This window comes from Pedobacter cryoconitis (assembly GCF_014200605.1).
In the GTDB taxonomy this organism is placed as follows: domain Bacteria; phylum Bacteroidota; class Bacteroidia; order Sphingobacteriales; family Sphingobacteriaceae; genus Pedobacter; species Pedobacter cryoconitis_B.
This window is the reverse complement of record NZ_JACHCE010000001.1, coordinates 731,951-755,229: the sequence shown is the minus strand read 5'-3', so window position 1 is coordinate 755,229 and position 23,279 is coordinate 731,951. Positions and strand designations below refer to the sequence as shown.

Here is a 23,279-nt window from a genome sequence, read left to right as displayed (position 1 = left end):
AATCCACAAAAAATCATCTTTTGCGGATACCAGTAAACAACAATAAAATCAGCCTATTCCTTCTTAGCCTAATCTGCTCCTTCTTACAAGTTTCTTCTTAAGAATCCTTCCATCAGCACCAACTACGGCCACCAACCATGAACACCAACCATGAACACCAACTACGGCCACTAACTATGACCACCAACCATGAACACTAACCATGACCACCAACCATGAACACCAACTACAGCCACTAACTATGACCACCAACCATGATCACCAACCAAGTCGTGGATAATGAAAAAAAAACACAAGCTAATGTGAGGACCTTGCGTTCCGAGCCCTTCAGCGAAGGCAATGCCGGCCGAACATAGCTTGTGTTTTTTTTCATTACCCTTCCACAAACTCCCACGCACTCTTATACCCCCCACACCCCTCAGCATACCCTATAAAATCTCCATAAAAATCAAATCTTGCCAGCGTTCCGCTATCTCCAATCACAACCAATTTCTTTTTCGCCCTTGTAATCGCTACATTCATCCTTCTCACATCAGTTAAAAACCCGATCACTCCATCACTGTTACTCCTTGTCAGGCCTATATATACTATATCTCTTTCCTGTCCCTGAAAACTATCAATTGTATTAACCGATATCTTATCCTTATAAACCTCTAACTCCGGAGAATTCAACAAAAGATCCTTCAACAAATAAACCTGTTGTTTATAAGGAGAAATAACTGCTATTGTCGGGAAATCGGCCAAAGCAACCCCACTCACCTTCACCTTATCCACCAATTGTGTCAGATGTTTAATCAAAAACACACCTTCCTCAGGATTCGTTGTACTCGTCCCTTCGGTTTTCTCCTCAAAACCACAACCTGCTGTATCAATAAATTCAACAGGCTCTTCCCCTTCCATTAAAACACGGGTCGCGACCGAATCATGTGCCCTCATTTTATCTTCATAAAACACCTTCGAAGAATACCCCATAATCTTCTCATTCATCCTGTACTGCTCCTCTAAAAGAACAACAGCTTCCGGGTACAAAGCCACACATTTCTCCAGCAAAGTAGTACTCAAACCATTTCTCGCAGCCACATTAGACTTAACTGTTGGAGATAGCTGGCAATGGTCACCTGCAAAAATCACCTTTTTAGCCTTCAATACTGGTATCCAGCAAGCCGGTTCAAGCGCCTGTCCTGCCTCATCAATCACCACCGTATGGAATTTCCTGTTTCTAACTGTATAATGATTAGATCCGACCAGAGTTGCGGTAATTACCTGGGCTTTCGCAACCAGGTCATCAATAATATATTGCTCCGTATTGCCCACCTCTTTCATAATCTTATGCGCTTCATTAAACAAAGCTTTACGTTGTTCCTGTTCAGCCTTTCCGAAATTTCGCTTATACTTATGAGCCATATTTTTGTACTCACCAGCCTGTTTCTTCAGATTTTTCATCTCCTTCATACTACTATGCGCGGACATTTTACTATCCAGTGTCAAGGCAGTCAATCTTTCAGAAACCCTTGCAGGATTACCCACACGCAATACATTCAACCCTTCATCTGCAAGTTTTTCACTTAGCAAATCAACCGCAGTATTACTCGGTGCTACCACTAAAATCTGGTGATGATCCTGTTTGATCAGCGCTTTAATCGCCTGGACCAAAGTAGTCGTTTTACCCGTGCCCGGAGGGCCATGAACAATTGCCAGATCAGTTGCAGACAAAATTTTATCCACCGCAGCCTGCTGCACAGTATTTAAAGCAGGAATTCTATAATTATAATCCGAAGGATTAAAAGACGGTGCTAAGCTACCAGTCAATATTTTGACAAGCCTGCCATCCACCTCCTTTTCAAAAGGAGCAGCAGCGGTCTTCAGTGCGTTCTGCATTTCATCATAACTATTGTTATCAAAAAGCACATCCAGCCCTAATTTACCATCACGGGACCAGTCAGGCAGCTCATCCGTACGTAAAGTAACTTTAATTTTATTGCCCGATTGATAAGAGACAACCCCTTCCACCCGGTCCGCTTTAGGGTCATGATTAGAAAACAGGACAACCGATGCACCAAACCGAAGCTGATGACTGATATCCTGATGAGAAGTTCTTTCCATCTCTACAGTCAGATAATCACCACGGCTCATTTCAGAACCTCTTATAGCGATCGGATACCAGGTTAAACCATTCGCCCTGCGATCTGCTACAGAAGAAGATTCAGTTAATTTGAGATAAGCATTTTGATCTTCTTCACGTTCAGTTTTAAGTAAATCAAGCAGTTTGTTGAAATATTCCATTACTGCAAAGGTAGCAGTTTACCTCAATTTTGACATTCACTTGAAATCACCCTGAAAGAGAAGCCCTATATTGGCGCCATTCAAGATAAACCTGATATAATCAAAGGCACTATCTGACAAAAAAGACAACAAATGAAACAGTACCGACAAATCTATCAACAAGCAAAAGACCTTAGTCAGCTGGACAAACAAGCAATCGATGATTTACTGTGGAAACTGATTTGTTATGCACCAAAAATGCCATTAAGGCTAACACAAGAAGAATTATTGAATAAAGCTGTCTCTTTTCAGCTTTCCGTTACAGACACCTATTTCACCGGAAAAGAACTCATTTTTAACGGTTTTAAATGGGGAACAGGTAACCGGAAAATTTTGCTGACTCATGGATGGAGTTCTAAAGCAGCCGATTTTTCTGCAATCATTGAAGAGCTATTAAAGTTTGAAGATGTCGAAATTATTGCTTTTGATGCCCCTGGAAACGGGAGTTCGCCAGCAGAACTGTCAAATCTGATCCTTTATATAGAATCTATCAAAGAAATTATCAATCAATACGGAAAGCCAGCTATCGTCATTGGACACTCCCTGGGTGCTATGGCCAATGTGATTGCTTTACAACAGGCAGAAGTCAAACCTGACTTATTAATCAGTATCGCCCCGGTTATCAAACTAAAAGCTTTGTTCTGCAATATGATGAATAGTGTCAATGTCCCTCAAGATTTACAGGATAACTTCTTTGAATCATTTCAGGCTACTTTCCAAAGACCTGCTTCTGATTATGATCTTGATACTTATTATAACTTTGATCAGACATTAAACCACTGGATAGCATTTGATGAGGATGACAAAGTAGTAGATTCAGTTTATCTCAGCACCTTTTTAAAAGACAGACCATGGATAAAATCAGAAAACTACAAAGGAGCAGGGCATGAAAAATTGATCAGGCACCCCCCGCTCCTAAATGATCTGATCAGAGATTATTTCCCTATCACTTTATAAGAAACCTTTCCATCGTCACCAAAAATCTGTTCATAATAAACCCCGTAATCAGAAACATAATATTTATTTCCTTTGACCATCACTTCTTTGTAGCTTTCTGGTAGCTGGGTTACGACATCGCCAATCTGAGGGCCACTATCTGCATCGTTTCCATTATCGGTATTCAGCACACCATCTTTACCGGCAACTATATAGACAGTTTTTCCGTCCGCATTTTGAGATTCACTATAATAAACTCCTTTGTACTCATAATAAGTCTGGCCATTAATCACAACCTGTTGTGCATCTGAAGGCAAAGCAGGCACTGAAGCCCCTATTGGAGGCACAACTACCTTATATTGATCATCATACTGCCTGTAGAACAATCCTCCGGAATAATAAAACTGGTCGTCTCCATAAAAAAATGGGTAATAGCCAAAAGGCAAAACACTAATTCCAAAACCCAGGTAAGGTCTGTAAAAACTGCGGTATGAATAATATGGCCTTCTAAATCCCCAACCAGCCGGACGATAATGATAACCTGCATTTACGCCGATATGCACTGAGGTTCCGCCGCCAAATGAACCTCTTGAGGGACCATGAAAAGACCTTCCGCCGCCACCGAAACCGTGGCCGCCTCTCTGAGCAAAAACACTTGTTGTAAATCCACTGAACACCAGTATAGCGGCTACAACTATTAACGATTTAAAATTTGAAGTTTTCATATCCAAATGAATCAATTTGTCTTTTTGACTCCCACTGGTTCAAAAGGATTACTCCTGACAGGCTTTTAATTAAGGCTTTAACTAAAAACTGACAAAAAAACGACAAAATAATGTTTAAACTCATTTAACCACACTGATAAATTCATAAAACAGGCCAGAGATTAAATAAAAAAAAGTATTTTACGCTATCAACCAGATATACAATGAGGCTATTAACCAGGCAAAAACTTTCTATTCTATCGGCAATATTATTCTCAACAGCTGCATATGCACAAACGGACGCACCCAAACCCTATGGTGCCATCCCTACAGAAAGACAGCTTAAATGGCACGAAACAGAAATGTATTGCCTGATTCATTTCACCCCAACCACCTTTCAAAATAAAGAATGGGGTTATGGAGATGCGGCCCCTTCCTTATTCAACCCCACCAAATTCAATGCACTCCAGATTGTTAGTGCAGCCAGGTCCGGAGGGTTTAAAGGAGTAATCTTCGTCACCAAACACCATGATGGTTTTGCACTGTGGCCAACTCAGACAGCAGCTTACAACATTAGCGAGAGTCCGTGGAAAAATGGCAAAGGAAATCTGGTCAGAGAATTCCAGCAGGCAGCAAAACAAGAAGGCATGAAATTCGGAATTTACTGTTCCCCATGGGATAGAAACAACCCCGAATATGGGACACCGGCCTATCTGACCATTTATCAAAACCAGCTCAAAGAATTATATAGCAATTACGGCGAGCTGTTTATGAGCTGGCATGACGGTGCAAATGGCGGAGATGGCTATTATGGTGGCAAAAATGAAAAAAGAAAAGTAGATCAGTCCTGTTATTACGACTGGATGAATACCTGGGCAATCACCAGGAAACTACAGCCCAATGCCAGCATTTTCAGTGATATTGGTCCTGATGTACGCTGGGTAGGCAACGAAAAAGGGATTTCGCCCGAAACAAGCTGGTCAACAATCACCATTAAAGGGAACGATGGTAAACCTGCAATGCCCGGTTTTATGGATGATGCAAATCTTGGCAGCGGAACCAGGGGCGGCAAACAATGGATTCCTTTTGAAGGAGACGTATCTTTGCGTCCGGGATGGTTTTATCATGCCGACCAGGACGGACAGGTAAAAACTGTAGCAGAATTATTCAGCATTTACTGTAAATCTGTTGGTCATGGCGGAGCGCTGGATCTTGGTCTTTCCCCTACTACCGAAGGCCTGTTACATCCTAAAGATGTCAGCACCCTGGCCGCATTCGGAAAATTACTTAAACAAGTATTTAACTATAACCTTGCCAAAGAAGCCGAAATAAGCGTCTCTAACGTAAGAAATAACCAAAAACAATCATTTGGAACAGCCAACCTTACAGATGCCAGCAGATACAGCTATTGGGCCACAGACGACGATGTTCACCAGGCCAATGTACAACTGGATTTCAAAAAGCCGGCAAACTTCAGCATTATACAGCTCAGGGAAAACATTAAACTTGGACAAAGAATAGATAGCGCAGGTATCGATATCTTTAAAAACAACCAATGGCAGGAACTTGCTAAAGCCACCAGTATCGGATCAAACAGAATTATCCGGCTTTCACAGACACAGACAGCACAAAAAATCCGCATCCGTATTTATGCCCCGGTAGCTATTGCCTTAAGCGAGATCGGCCTGTACCTGGAACCAGAAATCAAATCAGCAGGCACGAAAGGCACAGCAAATACTTACCCTAAAACAAATTGGAAAGCCACAAGCCCCGCAGCAACCGGTCTAGCGTTAAAAAACGCAGCAGACAACAATGAATCCACAGTTTTTGAAACAAGGACAAGCAATTATATTGATCTTGATTTCTCCAGGCCACTTGTTTTCTCTGCTGTCGGTTATCTGCCTGCGCAGGATGGAATAACTGCAGGAGCCATTGAAAAATATGAATTATTGAGCAGTGAGGATGGTAAAAACTGGAAAACAATAGCCTCAGGTGAATTTTCTAATATCAAAGCTAACCCGATCCTGCAGCGTATTTCATTAGCTAAAAAGATCACAACAAGATATTTAAGACTTCTGGCAAAACAAACAGTGCCGGCGGCCGGAGAGAAAGGATCAGAAAATAACTTATTGAGAATTGCAGAAATAGAGGTTTATTCAAAATAACAGCGAAGCACCTTTACAGCAAGCCTGATTTTAGATTTTACCGTTCCCAGTGGGATATGAAGCTCATCAGAGACTTCTACCTGCGTATAACCCTGAAAATAAATCAGATTAAGAATCTGCTTTTGAGATTCCGATAATACAGCGATCAGTTCACGAATTCCAATAATATCCGTATTGTAGCGGCAATAATGAGAATTATTGACCTGAGTGTAAACACTATCAATATCATCGTTTTTGATACTTTTCGCAAAGTTCTTTCCTTTCAGATAATCCTTTGCAGTATTGCGTGCTAAACAAGACATCCAGGTAAACAGCCGGCCTTTATCCGCATCATACTGATCAATAGATTTCCATATTTTAATAAAAGTTTCCTGTAAAATATCTTCGGCTACTTCTCTGGAAGGTACAAGTTTCAGGATAACCCCTAACAAAAGCGAAGCATAACCCAGATATAACTTATTAAAAGACAGTTCTGTTTGCTTTTTCAGTTCCCCGACAATTTCAAGTTCAGCACACTCTTTCCGGCCCGGACTTTTGTCACCATTGGCAATTACCATAATTTTATGATCGCATGTCCTGTCCATATTATTAATTAATTTAACCTTAGAAACTATTTAAAATTACTCTCTTGAAATAAGACAAGCAAGGGCATGTTACCATTCATTCCGTTCATTTTCTAAAAAGATAATTTAAGATTTCACCGAACTATATTCATTGTATTTTCTACACTAAGGATGTAACAATAATATATAAGTTAAAATAATTTTCCCTTTAGTGTTTAATACCCTGCTTTTAATATACAAATAAAATAATTAAATAACTATTGATTTTACAGAATTAAAACTTTTTAGCAGCAAAATGAACTTACCTTTGTGCTTTAAAACAGGATCAGGACCAGCATGGAAAATCTAAGCAGTAAAACCTTTAAAAATGAGTTCATTACCACATTTGACGGCGATGAAACAGGAAATCTTCAACCTCGCCAGACTCCAGGTTTTTTATACAGCAAAGCCATTCCTACACCTGTTAAAAACCCTGAACTTTTAGCCTGGTCTGATGAACTGGCTGCAGAACTTCACGTGGAAAAACCTAATCGGGAAGACATTTTAATTCTTGGGGGCAATTTAGTCACTCCATCCATGTACCCATATGCAGCCTGTTATGCAGGTCATCAGTTTGGAAACTGGGCGGGGCAACTTGGCGACGGAAGGGCCATTACTCTTGGAGAATGGAATACTCCGGATCATGCAGCTTATGAACTTCAGCTTAAAGGAGCAGGTCCTACCCCCTATTCGCGCAGAGGAGATGGCAGAGCCGTACTCAGATCATCGGTCCGTGAATACCTGATGAGCGAAAGCATGTTTTATCTTGGGGTACCTACTACACGTGCTTTAGCCCTTGTTTCAACAGGAGACCAGGTCATGAGAGACCTCCTTTATGACGGCAACAGTGCTTACGAAAAAGGGGCTATCGTGATGCGTACCGCCCCAAGTTTTCTGCGTTTCGGAAACTTTGAGATGCTTGCTGCCAGACAAGAATTACCACAATTAGAAAAACTAACCTCATGGACTATAGAAAAGTTCTTTCCGCATATCAAAGGAGAAAACAAGGTAATCCAATGGTTTGAAGAGATCGTAGAAAGAACAGCCACATTAATGGTGGAATGGATCAGGGTAGGTTTTGTGCATGGTGTGATGAATACAGATAACATGTCTATCCTCGGCCTGACTATAGATTACGGCCCCTTCTCTTTCCTTGATCAGTATGATCCTGAATTTACGCCAAATACAACAGATCTTCCGGGACGCAGATATGCCTATGGCCGTCAGCCATCCATCGGCTATTGGAATTTAGGATGTCTGGCAAGCGCTATTGCCCCCCTGTTTCAGGATACTGAATCACTGTCCGCAGCACTGGAAAAATACAAGACCATTTACTTCGGAAAATACCACATTATGATGGCTGGTAAATTAGGACTGGATGAGTTTAGAGCGGGTGATCAGGAGCTGATTGAAGCAGTTGAAAAAACCCTTACAATGCTTAAAGCTGACATGACAATATTTTATCAGTTGCTTATAACACTGTCCCCGGAAACTACAACCGAAGAAGCTGTCGCAGCCCATTTTTCCCCTTCTTATTATGAGCTTCCCAACAAAGTAAACACAGAAACACTGCATCAAACAATAAATAATTATCAATTGAGGATCAGCAGGAACCAAACTTCAAGTAAAGCTTCAAAAGAGATAATGAAAATCAGCAATCCCCGCTTCATTTTAAGAAATTATTTACTCCACCAGGCCATACAAGAACTGGAAAAAGGGGAGCAAACACTCTTCTTAAAATTGCAGGAAGCCATCAAAAATCCTTATTCACCTGCACACGATGAATTCTTTAAATTAAGACCGGAATGGGCAAATGATCAGCCAGGAAGTTCTACTTTATCCTGCAGTTCTTAGACTAGTCTGTTCGGGTCAGCACTGCTCTTTTCTGCATCAGAAAATCCGTCTTCTGCATGGCTCAGATTCAGTAAAGTAGTCTGGGCAATTTCAGTTAAAGCCTCTGTTGTGAAGAATCCCTGATGTGCTGTAATGAGTACATTAGAAAAACTCATCAGCCTTAAAATTTGCTCATCTTCAATCAGGCTTTCAGAAAGGTCTCTAAAAAAAAGTTTATCTTCCTGCTCGTAAACATCGATCCCGAGATAGCCTAATTTACCCTGCTTAAGTGCTTCAATAGCTGCATGTGTATCTAATATTGCGCCCCTGCTGGTATTAATCAGCATTGCCCCTTTCTTCATCTGATCAAAACGTTTCCGATTCATCAAATGATGCGTATGCTCATTTAAAGGGCAATGAATTGAGATCAGATCGGCCGTAGTCATCAAAGTATCCAGATCGGCTAATTTGATAAACGAAGGAGTTTTTTCAACTACAGGATCATAAGCAATCACCTCACAACCAAATCCATGCATTATTTTAGCAAAGGCAAGGCCGATTTGCCCCAACCCTATTACTCCGGCTATTTTCCCATGAAGATTAAAACCAATCAGCCTCTCCAATGAGAAATTCCCTTCTCTTACACGATTATAAGCCTTATGTGTTTTACGGTTTAAGGTCATGATCATTGCTGTTGCATGTTCAGCAACAGCTTCAGGAGAATATGAGGGCACTCTATATACCTTTACACCCAGTTTTTTAGCAGCCTCCAGATCTACCTGATTAAAGCCGGCACAGCGTAATACAATGGTATTCACTCCCGATTGATGAAGGATTTCTAAGGTTTTTTCATCCACTTTATCATTCACAAAAGCACAAATACCACCGCATCCTTTAGCGAGAATCGCCGTATCAGCATTTAAAGAGGGCTCCAGAAATACAAATTCATGGTTAAATTTTTCATTAACAAGGTTGAAATACTCTTTATCATAAGACTGTGTGCTAAAAACGGCTACTTTCATATTTAAATTTTAGGCTGAATATAAGGCTTTTATTCTCATCGCAAGGCCGGATTAAATCAGGTATTACCTCCATGTAAAAAGGGCATCTGTAATTACAGATGCCCTTTTCTATTTTAAAAAAACTTGATTTTAACCATTAAAAACCTAGCTCATTTTTAGTTTTTTCTGAATATCAGTCACATAACCTTTGAATTTTTTATCTGTATCGATCAGATCCTCAACAGTCTGACAAGCATAAATTACTGTAGAGTGATCTCTTCCACCATAAAATGCACCAATACTTTTTAAAGAAGACTTGGTCAGACTTTTTGATAAATACATAGAAATCTGACGTGCCTGTACAATTTCACGTTTTCGTGTAGGCGATTTCACCATCTCCACAGGCACTTCAAAATACTCACAAACCAGTTTCTGGATATAATCCATAGAAATCTCTTTCGTCGTATTTTTGATAAAGTTTTTCAGCATTGATTTGGCTAAACCAAGATCAATATCTTTCTTATTCAGAGTAGATTGCGCTAATAAGGAAACCATTGCCCCTTCCAGCTCACGTACATTATTATCAATGTTGTTGGCTACATATTCAACCACATCCGAAGGAAGTTCAATTCCATCAGCATACATTTTCTTTCTCAGAATAGCGATCCTTGTTTCCAGATCAGGGATCTGTAAATCAGCTGAAAGCCCCCATTTGAAACGGCTTAATAAGCGTTCTTCAACACCTGAAAGGTCTTTTGGTGCTTTATCTGAGGTAATAATAATCTGTTTACCTGACTGATGCAGGTGATTGAAAATATGGAAGAAAATATCCTGAGTCTTCTCTTTTCCAGCAAAGTTGTGAACATCATCCATGATGATTACATCCATTGCCTGGTAAAAGTTCACAAAATCATTGATTGTATTGTTTTTTAAAGACTCGACAAATTGCTGACAGAACTTTTCGCAGGATACATATATAACCAGTTTATCTGGTAAAGTACGCCTGATTTCGTTACCTATTGCCTGCACCAGGTGGGTTTTTCCCAAACCTACAGCACCATAAATCATTAATGGGTTAAATGACGTTGCACCTGGTTTGGCTGCTACTGCAAAACCTGCAGAACGGGCCAGACGGTTACAATCGCCCTCAACATAACTTTCAAAAGTATATTGAGAATTTAACTGAGGGTCTACATTTAATTTTTTCAGGCCCGGTATGATAAAAGGATTCTTAATATCCTTATTAATTGATACAGGAACTGGCATTGATTGCGTTTTTGATGCAGATCCATTCCCATTGGACGGCATACTTGTAGTGTATGGAGAACCGCTGTTTGACGATTTATCTACCACAATATTATATTCCAAACGACCTTCTTCTCCCATTTGCTGTTTAACTGTCTTGCGCAATAAACCTACATAATGCTCTTCCAGCCATTCATAAAAGAATAAACTTGGCACCTGTACGGTTAATATGTTGCCTTCCAATTTTAATGCCGAAATCGGTTCGAACCAAGTTTTAAAACTTTGGACCGGGATGTTATCCTTAATAATCTGGAGACAGTTATTCCATACTTCGGTACAAGTTTTTTGCATAGTTATTCTATAAATTAATGGTATTCGACTTAAACAACGACCAAACACTCTGCCGTTTTGGGAGGGCGAAGATCCTAAAAATTACCAACAAAAAATCATAAAATCTCACCTAATTCATAAGTCGCTAACAGGCAAAAAGATAGCCTAAGAAAAAGCGCCTTTTTTGTGGATAACTTATCCACATCGAAAATTCAGTGTTTATAACTATTGCTTTAACAAAAGGGATTCATTCCTAAATACAAGACAATAGTACCAAAAAAAATCTGATAATTCAGACCTGATCAAAAGACATTTTTTTAAATCAAAAAATCAGATGCGACATTTTGTCATTCATTAATTATTAATATAACAGCTATATATATCTGATTTAAAATAAAATATAGCTACCTAAAATTAAGGCTCTACAGGCTTCCTCTATAAAGTGATCATAAAAACTGAACAGAGTGAACAATTAAACCTGCTTAAAAGCCCGTTCCCGATAATTTGAAGAATCGGAAAAATAGAACGGCAGAAAAAAATGGTAAACGTTTTGCACATTCCTGAATAGGGAATATAAAATCATGTTTCATCCAAATGAAATAAACCTTCTGTAACGACCGATTTTCCATCGCCCATTAAGAAGCCTGCACCCAGACAGATCGTCCAGCAGAAAGGAGATAAGAAGGCTTCAGAACGACAAAACCTGACGATTCATAAGACACAAAGATCAGGAGGATCAATAGGTCTTAATCAAAAATATGCGGTTCACCTGTAGAAACTTATTCAAACAGGTACCTGAATACCTATTGAAAGGCCCTTGAAAGGGGGTTGGAAGGACATCGAAAGGACTCCAGTCCTTCTAACCCCCTCCCAATAGCCCTTCAAGGCTGTTTTAATAGGTTTTTCAACTAGAACCAGCCCCTTACAGACTAGTATGAAAACCAATTCAGGCAATTGCCCTGATCATTAGAGAATCAGTCCCGGCCTAAAGCCTGGTTAATTAGCTAAACATTTTCAAGTTCTACCTCGATATTGCCGCGTGTAGCATTCGAATAAGGACATACATGATGTGCTTTTTCAGTTAATGCCTTAGCTACCTCAGCAGTAACATCAGGAATAGAAACTTTTAGTTTAACAGCGAGCTGGAAACCACCAGTGGTATTCTTTCCTATGCTCACCTGCGCTGTCACCCTGGTTTCACCAGTCTGAACCTTCTCCATTTTGATAACCAAATTCAACGCGCTGTCAAAACAAGCGGCATAACCAGCAGCAAAAAGCTGTTCCGGGTTAGTATAGGCCCCTGCCCCACCCCCAAGCTCTTTAGGCATTCTTACTTCAAGGTCTAAAACTCCGTCCGATGATTTTACATTTCCATTTCTACCGCCGGTAGCACTGGCTTCGGCAGTATACAGTTTTTCTATTTTATCCATTTTGTTTGTTTATTGTATTTAAAATTCCTGTTAGTTTTTGTTGTAGGCTGACCATTTCAGTTTCGGTAATATCCAATGCACAAAACAATGCACCCGGTATCCCTGCTGCCGAATATTTCAATTTCTGTCCGCTGCTGGTTAATTCGATCAATACGATACGCTCATCCCCTTCACTTCTTTTTCTGGTCAGGTATTTCTTTTGCTCCAGTCTTTTCAGTAAAGGGGTTAAAGTTCCGGTGTCCAGTAAAAGCTTCTCTCCAATTTCTTTGATACTGATCTTGTTCCTGTCCCAAAGCAACAGCATCACTAAATACTGCGGATAAGTGAGGTCCAGCTTTTCCAGCAAGGGGCGGTACAAAGCGGTGATCTGTCTTGACAGAGCGTAGATCGGGAAGCAGAGCTGCTGCTCCAGTTTTAGCATTTCCATGTCTATTAAACGAATAGTGCACAACTATATTGTATAAAATTATATTTTACACAAAATAAAACCAAACAACTGTAAATCAATAAAAAAGCACACAATATCACATAAAAAAAGAGGGCTCCCAAAAATGGAAACCCTCTTTTAATATCAATAAAATCCAGATTTAAACCAATCCTGGCACTTGTTTCATTTCATCAGATTCAACCTCATAATCCACACCAGCCACATCAAAGCCGAACAGATTAAGGAAGTCATGTTTGTAACCGGCAAGGTCGCCCAATTCCGGCAAACTTTCTGTAGAGATGCCAGCCCATAGTTTGCTGACCTCTGCCTGAACAGCCTCATCCATTTCCCAATCATCCACACGGATTCTTCCGTTAGCATCAGTTGGAATTTCAGCACCAGTGTATAATCTATCCTGGAATAAACGCTGAATCTGTTCAATACAACCTTCATGTGTCCCTTTAGCTTTCATCACTTTATAAAGCAACGAAATATATAATGGGATAACCGGGATAGCAGAACTAGCCTGGGTAACCAGAGCTTTGTTTACAGAAACATATGCTTTTCCATTCAAATCTTTCAACTTTTCAGTAATACTGAAAGCAGTAGCTTCCAGGTTATCTTTAGCACGGCCGATCGTTCCTTTGCGGTAAACCGATTCAGTTACTTCCGGCCCGATATAAGAATAAGCAACAGTAGTAGCTCCTTCTGCTAATAAACCAGCAGCTTTAAGATCTTCGATCCAGAAACCCCAGTCCTCCCCTCCCATCACTTCAACGGTATTTTCAATTTCTTCTTCATTAGCTGGCTGAATCGAGATATCAGAAACTATACCAGTATGAAAGTCTACTGTTTTGTTGGTAAAACTCTGACCAATTGGTTTCAGAACAGAATTATAGACAACCCCTGTTTTAGGATGTGTTCTGCGGGGCGATGCCAGGCTATAGATCACTAAATCAATCTGACCTAAATCAGCTTTGATCAGTTCTAATGTTTTTTGTTTGATTTCATCAGAAAAAGCATCTCCATTGATACTTTTAGCATATAAACCAGCTTCGTGTGCCTTAGCCTCAAAAGCTGCAGTATTATACCAGCCTGGTGAAGCTGTTTTGCCTGGTGCAGGTGGCTTTTCGAAGTACACACCGATAGTAGATGCGTCAGATCCAAAAGCACTGGTAATTCTTGATGCCAATCCAAATCCTGTAGATGCGCCAATAACCAATACACGTTTAGGGCCAGCAATAGCGCCCTTTGATTTCACGTAGTTAATTTGATTGACAACATTTTGCTCACATCCTTCGGGATGAGCAGTCAGGCAGATAAAACCACGTATTCTTGGTGCAATAATCATAAATGTTTCTTTAAAAAAGGTCTAAAGTAAGTAATTCTTTTTTATTTAGTGTTTTTGGGGATTTCTTTTAAAATAGTAAGCAAATAGCCCCAGAATTTTTGAACAGAAGAGATCTGAACTCTTTCATCCGGCGAATGTGCCCCTCTGATAGTAGGTCCGAAAGAAATCATATCCATTCCAGGTAAGTGACCGCCTAAAATACCACATTCCAACCCGGCATGGCAAGCATCAACTTTAGGTTCTTTACCAAAAGCAGTCTGATATAATCCTGTCATCAATCTTAAAATATCAGAATCAGGGTTAGGTTTCCATCCCGGGTAATCCCCTGCCTGTTTAACCTCACAGCCCATATTCTCAAAAGAAGCACGAATTGCATTGGATACATCAGTTTTAGTACTCTCCACACTGCTGCGTTGCAGAGACTGGGTAATAAATGAGCCATCTTTAACAATTACTCTGGCCAGATTACTGGAAGCTTCCACTAAATCCTCAATATCAGGACTCATTCTGAAAACACCATTTGGCATAGCATAAACTGCATTCAGGATCTTCTTGAAATCAGCTTTAACCATTACCTGTGCAGGTAAAACCGTTTCAGCTAACAAAACAGTTAATCCTGGCTCTACAGTCTGATATTCTTCTTGAAGTAATGCTGTGAATGCTTTGACAAATTCTTCGAACACTACTTTTTCGCTATCAGACACCACTACTACCGCAGCTGATTCTCTTGGGATCGCGTTTCTTAAACTGCCACCATTGATTGTACTTAATTGAAGATTTACCGTTTCAACAGCAGTATAAAATAAACGGTTCATCAGTTTGTTGGCATTTCCTCTGCCTTTATGGATATCCATTCCTGAATGTCCGCCCTTCAAACCCTTAATGGTAATTTCAAAAGCTACAGACGAAGCTGCAACATTTTGCTGCTGATACTGATAACTGGTATTGGTATCTATTCCTCCGGCGCAGCCGATAGTTAGTTCATCATCTTCTTCTGTATCCAGGTTCAATAAGATAGAACCAGAGAAGTTAACCGGATCAAGCTCTTTAGCGCCCGTCATGCCAGTTTCTTCATCAATCGTAAACATAGCTTCCAAAGCGGGGTGTGCGATCGTCTCTGAGGCTAATAAAGCCATGATTGCCGCTACACCTATTCCATTGTCAGCCCCCAGTGTAGTCCCTTTTGCTTTAACCCAGTCTTCATCAACAAACATTTCAATGCCCTGCTCGTCAAAATTGAATACGGTATCACTGTTTTTCTGATGTACCATATCCAGGTGAGACTGTAAAACTACTGTTTTACGATCTTCCATACCCGGAGTTGCAGGTTTTTTGATCACTACATTTCCAATAGGGTCTGTCACTGTTTCCAGGCCAAGGTCATTTCCAAAACCGACCATAAATGCAATTACACGTTCTTCTTTTTTTGAAGCACGGGGCACAGCGTTCAGCTTTGCGAAATTGCTCCAGAGTTCCTGAGGTTCTAAATTTTTAACTTCCATTTAAAAGGATATATGGAATCAGCCTGTATGGCAGATTCCCTGATTAAAATTATACGTAAATTAATGACTGGCCAATTTAAACAGGCCCTAAGGACTGCCAAATCAGATCCTTGTTATAGTTTTGCCAAGATACCAGAATATATAGCTAAATACTGGCGCAGCAAGTACATCTGCTGTATAATGCACATGTTGAATTAACAACAAAACACCCAATACCGCGGTGGCAAAGAAAATGATCATTTTTTCAGTTTTATTTTCCAGACATAGCCCTACCAGGCACAGCGTTGCGGTATGCCCCGAAAAGAACAAGTCTTTTGTAATCACATTTGATCCGTAAAAAATGATAGAAAAAGGATCACTGAGATGAACAAGATTCATGGGCGCATCCAGCGGAATCAGCGAAATTGTAATCATTCTGGCCAGACAGAGAAAAATATATCCCCACAGCGCAGTAATACAAATAGAAGAATTCTTGATCAGCCTCCAGATGAAAAAACCTGTTGCCGGATAAAGTATAAGAAAGATATAATGAGAAACATCATGAGCTGGTAAACGGCTCAATACCCAGTCATCCATCAAAACACCGTTCCGGGCTTGTATAAACAAGAAAAAATCCTGCAGGTAAAAAAGTATCAGAAACATCACTAAGAGTCCTAATATAAATTTCACCCTGAAGGCCGGATACTCCCAGGCGAACTGCCAGGTCAGCTGTTTAGTCTGCATTAATATGAATCAGGTTAGATTTTGTCGCAACAAATATAATATTACTTTTCCCGCCTTTATATTTTTGGAGCAAATATTGATGAAATACGACTAAAAACCCTATTTTACCCCAATATTTGACCATATTGTACCCCTTATTAAATACCCTACATCACAAAATACTATGCGTATAAAAGACATATTTCTATTTTCCTGCTGTGTTTTAGTCCTGCTGATCAATGCCTGTCAGGATAAAGTAATTAATTACGGAAACAACAAAAAGACAGGAAAATACTTTGACATCAGAGGCTTTAAAATGTACTATGAGACTTATGGTTCTGGTAAACCTTTATTGATGATTCATGGAAATGGTGGTGATATCAGCTCTTTTACTGGCAATATCCCCTATTTCTCTAAAAAATACAAAGTGATTGTAGCCGACAGCCGTGCGCATGGAAATTCTATAGACACACGTGACTCTTTAAGTTTCGAAATGATGGCTGATGACTATGCCGCTTTACTCGATTCTATGCACCTGGATTCGGCCTATGTGGTTGGCTGGAGTGATGGCGGCATTAATGCACTGATGATGGCTATAAGACATCCTGAAAAAGTAATCAAACTGGCTTCAACCGGTGCAAATCTCTGGCCTGATTCTACTGCACTGAAACCTGAATTCTGGAAATCTGAACAGGAGACTTTTTTAGCAGGTAAGGACAAAAACTATAAAACACCGAAAGAAAAGAATGACTGGAAAGTCTTTTTACTGGATTGGCAACAGCCAAATATTCCTTTAACAGCACTGAGCCAGATTAAATGCCCTGCATTAATTATTGGTGGTGATCATGATCTGATTAACACCGAACATACGGTTTTAATTGCCAAACATATTCCTGAGGGCCAGTTATGGATTGTTCCTAAATCCGGACATGCTACTTTAATTGAACACAGAGATGAATTTAACCGCAAAGTGGACGAATTCTTCCAACCCGTTATCAGGCAATAACATATATTTAATATATTGATCAGATGAAACTAAAACTCCGCTCCATTTTTTCAATTTCAGGATCTCCGTTCTTGTTATTGATCGTCCTGACATCTTTATTCTTAGTACAATGTCAGCGAAAAGAGACTAAAAAAATAGCCAGAGATGTAACTATTACGCCTAAAAATGCAGTGACTAAGCTATTAATTGATAGTATGGAACTGGAGAAATATATTATTGATACTAAACTGGAGGATAGCTCAGCACTCCGTTTGAGGAATTTCTATAACAGCAGGAACTTTCAGTTTGCCTGGTTAACAGAAAAAGGGATTGCAGAACAGACCAGGGTATTTTATGAACTGGATAAAAGTTATGATTCAACTTCCAGGGATAGTACTAAAAATGATATGGTATTGCGTAATCAGCTAAATATATTGGTGAGTAAAGATACCCTGATCCGCGCAGTGAGCCCGGCTCTGGTTAAGCTGGAACTGGAGCTAACCCAGCATTTTTTTAATTTTGTAACTAATGCTTATGCCGGAAAAGTAGATCCTGCAGCTTTACAATGGTATATTCCCAGAAAGAAAATCAATGCAGTTGCTTTACTGGATTCGCTGGTCGCAAAAAAGGGCGCTGGAATAGAACAATGGGAACCTGTAAACAGCTATTATAAAACCTTAAATAAAGAATTAATCCGCTGGTACAGTATTCAGAAAAGAGGTAACTGGCCACAACTTGACCTTGCTGCTGTTAAACAGCTAAAAGAAGGGGATTCAGGATTAGTGGTTTCACAGCTTAAACAAAGACTGATTGATTTTGGTGATTGGAAAGCCGGAGATTCCAGCCACGTTTATACTGCTGAATTTACCGCAGCAATCAAAAATGCACAATTACAATTTGGCTATAGTCAAACCGGGAAACCAGACCGCGCATTACTGACTGCTTTAAACACACCTGTTGAAGCCCGTATCCAGCAAATGCTGATCAACCTGGAAAGAATCCGCTGGTCGCCTCTGATGCCTGATGGGAAACTTATTTTAGTAAATATCCCGGAATATAAGCTGCATGTATTTGAAGCTAAAAAAGAAGTGCTTAACATGGGAATCGTAGTTGGAAAAGCAGCCAGCAAAACGGTAATATTCAGTAATAACTTAAAAAACATTGTTTTTAGCCCCTACTGGAATATCCCGCCAAGTATCGTACGTGCCGAAATACTACCTGCAATGCGTAAAAACCGTAATTTCCTTGCACAAAAAAATATGGAACAGTATGGTTTTAGTGATGGCCTGCCATTGGTACGTCAAAAACCAGGCAATTCAAATTCTTTGGGACGTGTCAAGTTCCTGTTCCCTAACAGTTATAATATTTATCTGCATGATACCCCTGCCAAATCCCTGTTTGCGGAAGATAAACGCGCATTCAGCCACGGTTGTATCCGTCTGGCGAAGCCGAAATCTTTAGCTGAATATTTATTGGCTGACAGACCAGAGTGGACAACAGAAAAAATTGATAAAGCAATGAATTCGAAGACAGAAGTATGGGTGACGATGAAAGTGCCTGTACCTGTAATTATAGCTTACTTTACCAGCTGGGTAGATAAAAACGGACTGATCAATTTCAGAGAAGACATTTATGGTCATGATCAGAAAATGGCTGAACAACTGTTTCCTGCTAAATAAAAAATAAATTAAACTTTTTCACCGACAATGAGTTATGGCTTTTCAAAATCGATAACTTATGGCAACTACAGCAAAAAAAACAGGTACAGCTTCAAAAGCTAATTCAAAAAAAACAACAGGTCTGACTGGCAAAATGGAAGATTCAGAGTTCCATAAATTCTTTGTAGATGAATTGAAGGATATCTACTGGGCAGAAAAACATTTAGTTAAAGCACTTCCAAAGATGTCAAAAGCGGCAACAAGTACTGATCTTGCAGCTGCTTTTGAAAAACACACTCAGGAAACCCAAATGCATATTGACACCTTAGAAGAGGTATTTGCATTGCTGGATGAGAAGCCTGCAGCAAAAAAATGTGATGCAATGGCCGGTTTACTGGAAGAAGCAGATTCTATTATTGCTGATACAGATAAAGGTACACTGACCAGAGATGCAGGTTTAATTCTTGCGGCCCAAAAAGTAGAACATTATGAAATTGCCACTTATGGCACCTTAAAAACTTTCGCCGAAAACATGGGGCATACTGATGCGGCAAATTTATTACAGCAAACGCTGGACAATGAAAAGGCAACGGATGTTGCACTGACTGAAATCGCAACAGGCTATGTGAATGCAGAAGCTGCCGCCGAATAATATCGCAGTAGAAAAGGCAACAGGAAATCCTTAAAAAAATCTCCTGAAACCGCAGGATTTCCAAATTGAAACTGAAATGCCCTCAAAAGATTTTTTGAGGGCATTTTCACGAAACACCTTTTTCAGGAAGGATATTATCCGTTTATAGATAAATATACTTTGATGATATCGTATTATTCTGGCAAAGATCTTTTTCGATTGTGGTATTTTTCCTGATGTTCCTTTTTTTCTTCTTCCTTGTGAGCTGCCGCGTCTATAGAATGAGAATTATGGATATCTTCATCCTTTTCTGAAATATCAGAGAGCTTTTGATAGTATTTACGCAATACATCCAGTTCTTCTTCAGTAAGGTCTTCAATGTCAACCATCCTGTTGCTGGCATGCATACTTGCAGCAATCAATTCATTTAATTTTAGCTGAATAGCTTTAGAATCTTTGTTCTGAGATTTCTGGATTAAAAAGACCATCATAAAAGTGATGATAGTAGTTCCTGTATTAATGACCAGCTGCCAGGTATCAGAATACTTAAAAATAGGCCCGCTGATAGCCCAGACAACAACTACTGCTAATGCAATACCAAATGCTGCCGAAGTACCAGTCCAGCAGGTAATTTTAGTAGCCATTTTCTCAAAAAAGGACTCTTTCTTTTTTTCCATGAGGGATGAAATTATTTTTTCAATGATTATTTGGTGCTATAACAATAAGACCGGCCTTCTGTTTTTACGCTTACAATTAAATTTGAGGTGTGCATTTTACATTTAAGGGTTCAGCTACAAGGATTAAGAGCAGAAAGAATTAAACTCAAAAAGCTGATTTATTGTTATAATATCACAAAATGAGCTCCAGGAAGCTAAAAGGATTATTAATTTGAGATTACAAACTAAACAGGTTAAGTTTATAGCGGAAATTATCATTTCAAATGAAACTTATTTTAAGAAATATATCTATTGTATTGCTGGTTCTGGCAAATGCAGGCTGTGATCAGCTCTCTAAAAATGTCGCCCGCAATAACATAGCTTATCATGAAACTATTAATGTTGTTGGTAATCATTTGATACTAACCAAAGTTGAAAATTCCGGGGCATTTCTAAGCACCGGAGATTCCCTGGCAGATTCTGTTAAGTTTATCTTTTTATCATTAATCCCCTTACTGGCCCTTTGTTATGGGATTTATTACCTGCTAAGGAACAGCGAACTGAATAACCTGTTAGTACTGGGTATTTGTTTTGTAATTGGCGGCGGGTTAGGGAATCTATATGATAGATTGTTATATGGCTCAGTAACAGATTTTGTACATATAGATTTCTATATCCTAAAAACAGGAATCTTCAACCTGGCTGATGTTTCCATTATGATTGGAATGATCATACTTGTTATACACTTATATGTTAAAAGAGCGCTCAAGTTAGCGTAACAAAAACAATTTTATCTGCTATGAGATTAACGGCCCTAACTATTATTTTATCTTTTTTGATTTTCACTGCCCAGGCACAAAGTAATTATGTGCGTTTATCGACTCAAAAAGGCAATATATTGATTATGCTTTATGATAATACCCCAAATCACCGGGATAATTTTATTCGTCTTGTCAGAAAAGGTCTTTTTAAAGATCAGGAATTCAACAGGGTCATTAAAAACTTCGTTAGTCAGGGCGGTGAACTGGATGAAACCATATTAGAGAGAGAAAAACTTAAACCAGGTAATCCTGCTGAGCGTCTGGCAGCAGAAATAAGACCTGACCGCTTTCATAAAAAGGGAGCATTAGGTGCTGGCAGGGATGAAAATCCTGAAAAGAGCTCTTATTTTGACCAGATTTACCTGGTAGAAGGCAAAATACAAACTGATGCTGAACTGGATGAAATCGAAATAAAAAAAGGGATTAAATTTTCAGCAGCACAGCGCCAGGCCTATAAAAAGATAGGCGGTATACCGCGTCTTGATCAGGATTACACTGTATTTGGAGAAATAGTAAAAGGATTGGAGGTTGCCGAAGCAATTAACAAAGCAGATACAGACCAACACGACCGCCCACTTAAAAAGGAGAGTTTCACCCTTACTATCTTAAACAGAAAAGAAGCCGAAAAATTGATCAGGCAATAAGAAACCTGAATATTAATTTACTATTTAAGATTAAGGTTAACTGGCTTTGAGCTCTTAAATTGACAGTAACAGTTTAAGTTCAGCTCTTTCTTCTTCTTCCAGGTCCACAATATTTTCCAGCAGATGGAGCAGGCTACCCCGCTGATCGGATATCAGCAATGCATTGATCAGCGCAATAAATGTTCTTTTCTGATCTATACTCAGATTACTGAAAATTTTAGGCTGTATCTCATAAACTGTTTTTAAAGTACTCAGCAAGATGCTTTTTCTTTCCGGATCGAGCGGTTCTTTATCATTCAGAGAAAGCACACCTTCATTTTCAAAACGCTGAAGCAGTTTGCTGGAATACTCTTTCAGGAAAAGCTTTCTTTTAGCACGAAGCAGTTCATTAACCCTTTTACTCAGGAATTTGTATTCTGAAGAAGATTTTGAACGGTTATATAACTTCACCTGTATATCAAACTCAGTTCCGCTAAAGTCAAAATCAGTAAAAAACTCGCTTTCAATATATACGCTGTGAAAATATTCATCCGCTTTCTTGTTTAGCGTAGTATATTCTTTAAATTTCTCCTCTCCCCTCTCATTGATATAATAAACTTTGGAAAGCTCTTTATGCAAAGATTCTTTCCATTGTACAAACTTTAGCTTAAATACAGTTTTCGAAACTTCATCTTTCAGGATAATATCTTCTTCATAAGACTGGATGTTACCACTATAGTCCAAAGGAATACCATTGATTAGAATTTTATAATTCCTTTTCTTATTCAACTCCAGAAACCAGCAAAACTCCGCCTTTAGGAAAGGGATTATTTCCAGCTCCATGTTCTCTTCTAAGATCTTAATATTAGAGAACAATACCCTTGTGCCTGGTTTATCGCTCAGCGGCATGTCCAGTAAACCTGCCTCATAGTTATTCAATGCAGATACCCCAATCCTGATCCTTCCGCTTTTAAGCGCATTATTTTGCAAAAAAGTAGTTTGCCATTCTGCATCATTGGCAAATTTGAAAAAGGTTAATCTGCCTACCCCATTTTTACCATGCATCACTGATCTGTTTCTGTTAACAGCCAGTTGTAATGCTTTCTCAGATTCGTAAAAAGGATCAAATTTAACTTTCAGATTCTTGAAGTTTATCCCATATCCATTATCATAAATCTCCAGCCTATCCATGAAACCAAGTTCATTGGCGGTATAATTAATTTCAACGGTATCAGCATTAGCATCAAAACCATTCCAGATATACTCTGCAAGCGCTTGCTTTTCATTGTAATTCCGTAAAACCTTTTGTATGCCGCTAGAAGTGATGTTCACGTTATTTGCCATAGAACTGGTAG

General features: G+C 39.3%; 20 protein-coding genes. 8 read left to right on the top strand and 12 right to left on the bottom strand.

Features of this window, described 5'->3' with window-relative positions:
• Nucleotides 1–372: 372 nt before the first annotated feature.
• Nucleotides 373–2,283, bottom strand: coding sequence for an AAA domain-containing protein (locus tag HDE68_RS03475; protein ID WP_183878940.1), 1,911 nt, complete (start codon nucleotides 2,281–2,283; stop codon nucleotides 373–375).
• 132 nt (nucleotides 2,284–2,415) lie between these two features.
• On the opposite strand from HDE68_RS03475, the gene HDE68_RS03470 reads away from it, so the two are divergent.
• Entirely contained in the window at nucleotides 2,416–3,279 is an 864-nt protein-coding gene (locus HDE68_RS03470) for an alpha/beta fold hydrolase (RefSeq protein ID WP_183878938.1), read from the top strand.
• Here HDE68_RS03470 and HDE68_RS03465 read toward each other — a convergent pair.
• On the bottom strand, nucleotides 3,258–3,983 hold the full coding sequence (locus HDE68_RS03465; RefSeq protein ID WP_183878936.1) for a DUF6515 family protein: 726 nt from the start codon (nucleotides 3,981–3,983) through the stop codon (nucleotides 3,258–3,260). The genes HDE68_RS03470 and HDE68_RS03465 overlap by 22 nt on opposite strands.
• Nucleotides 3,984–4,186: 203 nt before the next feature.
• Between HDE68_RS03465 and HDE68_RS03460 the strand changes: the two genes are divergently transcribed.
• Complete coding sequence (locus tag HDE68_RS03460; protein WP_183878934.1) at nucleotides 4,187–6,127, top strand: alpha-L-fucosidase; 1,941 nt, start codon at nucleotides 4,187–4,189, stop codon at nucleotides 6,125–6,127.
• On the opposite strand, the gene HDE68_RS03455 is transcribed toward HDE68_RS03460, so the two are convergent.
• A complete protein-coding gene (locus tag HDE68_RS03455; RefSeq protein ID WP_183878932.1) occupies nucleotides 6,115–6,711 on the bottom strand; it encodes an RNA polymerase sigma factor in 597 nt (198 codons plus the stop codon). The two genes, HDE68_RS03460 and HDE68_RS03455, sit on opposite strands and share 13 nt — an antisense overlap.
• A 315-nt stretch (nucleotides 6,712–7,026) precedes the next feature.
• On the opposite strand from HDE68_RS03455, the gene HDE68_RS03450 reads away from it, so the two are divergent.
• On the top strand, nucleotides 7,027–8,583 hold the full coding sequence (locus HDE68_RS03450) for a protein adenylyltransferase SelO (protein WP_183878930.1): 1,557 nt from the start codon (nucleotides 7,027–7,029) through the stop codon (nucleotides 8,581–8,583).
• On the opposite strand, the gene HDE68_RS03445 is transcribed toward HDE68_RS03450, so the two are convergent.
• The 7 genes from HDE68_RS03445 to HDE68_RS03415 form a co-directional block, all read right to left on the bottom strand.
• A complete protein-coding gene (locus HDE68_RS03445; RefSeq protein WP_183878928.1) occupies nucleotides 8,580–9,584 on the bottom strand; it encodes a 2-hydroxyacid dehydrogenase in 1,005 nt (334 codons plus the stop codon). The genes HDE68_RS03450 and HDE68_RS03445 overlap by 4 nt on opposite strands.
• 144 nt (nucleotides 9,585–9,728) lie before the next feature.
• Nucleotides 9,729–11,159: a chromosomal replication initiator protein DnaA gene (dnaA, locus tag HDE68_RS03440; RefSeq protein WP_183878926.1), complete on the bottom strand. Its 1,431-nt coding sequence runs from the start codon at nucleotides 11,157–11,159 to the stop codon at nucleotides 9,729–9,731.
• 983 nt (nucleotides 11,160–12,142) lie between these two features.
• A complete protein-coding gene (locus HDE68_RS03435; RefSeq protein ID WP_221300653.1) occupies nucleotides 12,143–12,568 on the bottom strand; it encodes an organic hydroperoxide resistance protein in 426 nt (141 codons plus the stop codon).
• Nucleotides 12,561–12,995: a MarR family winged helix-turn-helix transcriptional regulator gene (locus HDE68_RS03430; RefSeq protein WP_183878924.1), complete on the bottom strand. Its 435-nt coding sequence runs from the start codon at nucleotides 12,993–12,995 to the stop codon at nucleotides 12,561–12,563. Before HDE68_RS03430 ends, HDE68_RS03435 begins: the two co-directional genes overlap by 8 nt.
• A 160-nt stretch (nucleotides 12,996–13,155) precedes the next feature.
• A complete protein-coding gene (gene fabV / locus HDE68_RS03425) occupies nucleotides 13,156–14,346 on the bottom strand; it encodes an enoyl-ACP reductase FabV (RefSeq protein ID WP_183878922.1) in 1,191 nt (396 codons plus the stop codon).
• Nucleotides 14,347–14,387: 41 nt separating this feature from the next.
• Nucleotides 14,388–15,848: an aminoacyl-histidine dipeptidase gene (locus HDE68_RS03420; protein ID WP_183878920.1), complete on the bottom strand. Its 1,461-nt coding sequence runs from the start codon at nucleotides 15,846–15,848 to the stop codon at nucleotides 14,388–14,390.
• Nucleotides 15,849–15,950: 102 nt separating this feature from the next.
• Nucleotides 15,951–16,571, bottom strand: a complete 621-nt coding sequence (locus tag HDE68_RS03415; RefSeq protein WP_183878918.1) for a phosphatase PAP2-related protein — start codon at nucleotides 16,569–16,571, stop codon at nucleotides 15,951–15,953.
• Nucleotides 16,572–16,734: 163 nt separating this feature from the next.
• On the opposite strand from HDE68_RS03415, the gene HDE68_RS03410 reads away from it, so the two are divergent.
• From HDE68_RS03410 to HDE68_RS03400, 3 genes are read left to right on the top strand one after another with little or no spacing between them, the layout of a single operon-like run.
• On the top strand, nucleotides 16,735–17,556 hold the full coding sequence (locus tag HDE68_RS03410; RefSeq protein WP_183878916.1) for an alpha/beta fold hydrolase: 822 nt from the start codon (nucleotides 16,735–16,737) through the stop codon (nucleotides 17,554–17,556).
• A gap of 23 nt (nucleotides 17,557–17,579) precedes the next feature.
• Nucleotides 17,580–19,214 carry a murein L,D-transpeptidase gene (locus HDE68_RS03405; protein WP_183878914.1) on the top strand — a complete coding sequence of 545 codons (1,635 nt, stop codon included), beginning with the start codon at nucleotides 17,580–17,582 and terminating at the stop codon, nucleotides 19,212–19,214.
• A 58-nt stretch (nucleotides 19,215–19,272) separates the two neighbouring features.
• On the top strand, nucleotides 19,273–19,845 hold the full coding sequence (locus HDE68_RS03400) for a ferritin-like domain-containing protein (protein ID WP_183878912.1): 573 nt from the start codon (nucleotides 19,273–19,275) through the stop codon (nucleotides 19,843–19,845).
• 173 nt (nucleotides 19,846–20,018) lie between these two features.
• Here HDE68_RS03400 and HDE68_RS03395 read toward each other — a convergent pair whose 3' ends face one another.
• Nucleotides 20,019–20,501 carry a low affinity iron permease family protein gene (locus HDE68_RS03395; RefSeq protein WP_183878910.1) on the bottom strand — a complete coding sequence of 161 codons (483 nt, stop codon included), beginning with the start codon at nucleotides 20,499–20,501 and terminating at the stop codon, nucleotides 20,019–20,021.
• Between the two features lie 263 nt (nucleotides 20,502–20,764).
• On the opposite strand from HDE68_RS03395, the gene lspA reads away from it, so the two are divergent.
• Both lspA and HDE68_RS03385 read left to right on the top strand, forming a co-directional pair.
• Complete coding sequence (gene lspA, locus HDE68_RS03390) at nucleotides 20,765–21,259, top strand: signal peptidase II (protein ID WP_183878908.1); 495 nt, start codon at nucleotides 20,765–20,767, stop codon at nucleotides 21,257–21,259.
• 20 nt (nucleotides 21,260–21,279) lie between these two features.
• Nucleotides 21,280–21,945: a peptidylprolyl isomerase gene (locus HDE68_RS03385; RefSeq protein WP_183878906.1), complete on the top strand. Its 666-nt coding sequence runs from the start codon at nucleotides 21,280–21,282 to the stop codon at nucleotides 21,943–21,945.
• 54 nt (nucleotides 21,946–21,999) lie between these two features.
• On the opposite strand, the gene HDE68_RS03380 is transcribed toward HDE68_RS03385, so the two are convergent.
• Nucleotides 22,000–23,268, bottom strand: coding sequence for an ATP-binding protein (locus HDE68_RS03380; protein ID WP_183878904.1), 1,269 nt, complete (start codon nucleotides 23,266–23,268; stop codon nucleotides 22,000–22,002).
• Nucleotides 23,269–23,279 lie beyond the last annotated feature (11 nt).

Coding starts and splice junctions, on each gene's coding strand:
- HDE68_RS03475 (WP_183878940.1), bottom strand. CDS start 2,283: ATGGAATATTTCAACAAACTGCTTGATTTACTTAAAACTGAACGTGAA.
- HDE68_RS03470 (WP_183878938.1), top strand. CDS start 2,416: ATGAAACAGTACCGACAAATCTATCAACAAGCAAAAGACCTTAGTCAG.
- HDE68_RS03465 (WP_183878936.1), bottom strand. CDS start 3,983: ATGAAAACTTCAAATTTTAAATCGTTAATAGTTGTAGCCGCTATACTG.
- HDE68_RS03460 (WP_183878934.1), top strand. CDS start 4,187: ATGAGGCTATTAACCAGGCAAAAACTTTCTATTCTATCGGCAATATTA.
- HDE68_RS03455 (WP_183878932.1), bottom strand. CDS start 6,711: ATGGACAGGACATGCGATCATAAAATTATGGTAATTGCCAATGGTGAC.
- HDE68_RS03450 (WP_183878930.1), top strand. CDS start 7,027: ATGGAAAATCTAAGCAGTAAAACCTTTAAAAATGAGTTCATTACCACA.
- HDE68_RS03445 (WP_183878928.1), bottom strand. CDS start 9,584: ATGAAAGTAGCCGTTTTTAGCACACAGTCTTATGATAAAGAGTATTTC.
- dnaA (WP_183878926.1), bottom strand. CDS start 11,159: ATGCAAAAAACTTGTACCGAAGTATGGAATAACTGTCTCCAGATTATT.
- HDE68_RS03435 (WP_221300653.1), bottom strand. CDS start 12,568: ATGGATAAAATAGAAAAACTGTATACTGCCGAAGCCAGTGCTACCGGC.
- HDE68_RS03430 (WP_183878924.1), bottom strand. CDS start 12,995: ATGGAAATGCTAAAACTGGAGCAGCAGCTCTGCTTCCCGATCTACGCT.
- fabV (WP_183878922.1), bottom strand. CDS start 14,346: ATGATTATTGCACCAAGAATACGTGGTTTTATCTGCCTGACTGCTCAT.
- HDE68_RS03420 (WP_183878920.1), bottom strand. CDS start 15,848: ATGGAAGTTAAAAATTTAGAACCTCAGGAACTCTGGAGCAATTTCGCA.
- HDE68_RS03415 (WP_183878918.1), bottom strand. CDS start 16,571: ATGCAGACTAAACAGCTGACCTGGCAGTTCGCCTGGGAGTATCCGGCC.
- HDE68_RS03410 (WP_183878916.1), top strand. CDS start 16,735: ATGCGTATAAAAGACATATTTCTATTTTCCTGCTGTGTTTTAGTCCTG.
- HDE68_RS03405 (WP_183878914.1), top strand. CDS start 17,580: ATGAAACTAAAACTCCGCTCCATTTTTTCAATTTCAGGATCTCCGTTC.
- HDE68_RS03400 (WP_183878912.1), top strand. CDS start 19,273: ATGGCAACTACAGCAAAAAAAACAGGTACAGCTTCAAAAGCTAATTCA.
- HDE68_RS03395 (WP_183878910.1), bottom strand. CDS start 20,501: ATGGAAAAAAAGAAAGAGTCCTTTTTTGAGAAAATGGCTACTAAAATT.
- lspA (WP_183878908.1), top strand. CDS start 20,765: ATGAAACTTATTTTAAGAAATATATCTATTGTATTGCTGGTTCTGGCA.
- HDE68_RS03385 (WP_183878906.1), top strand. CDS start 21,280: ATGAGATTAACGGCCCTAACTATTATTTTATCTTTTTTGATTTTCACT.
- HDE68_RS03380 (WP_183878904.1), bottom strand. CDS start 23,268: ATGGCAAATAACGTGAACATCACTTCTAGCGGCATACAAAAGGTTTTA.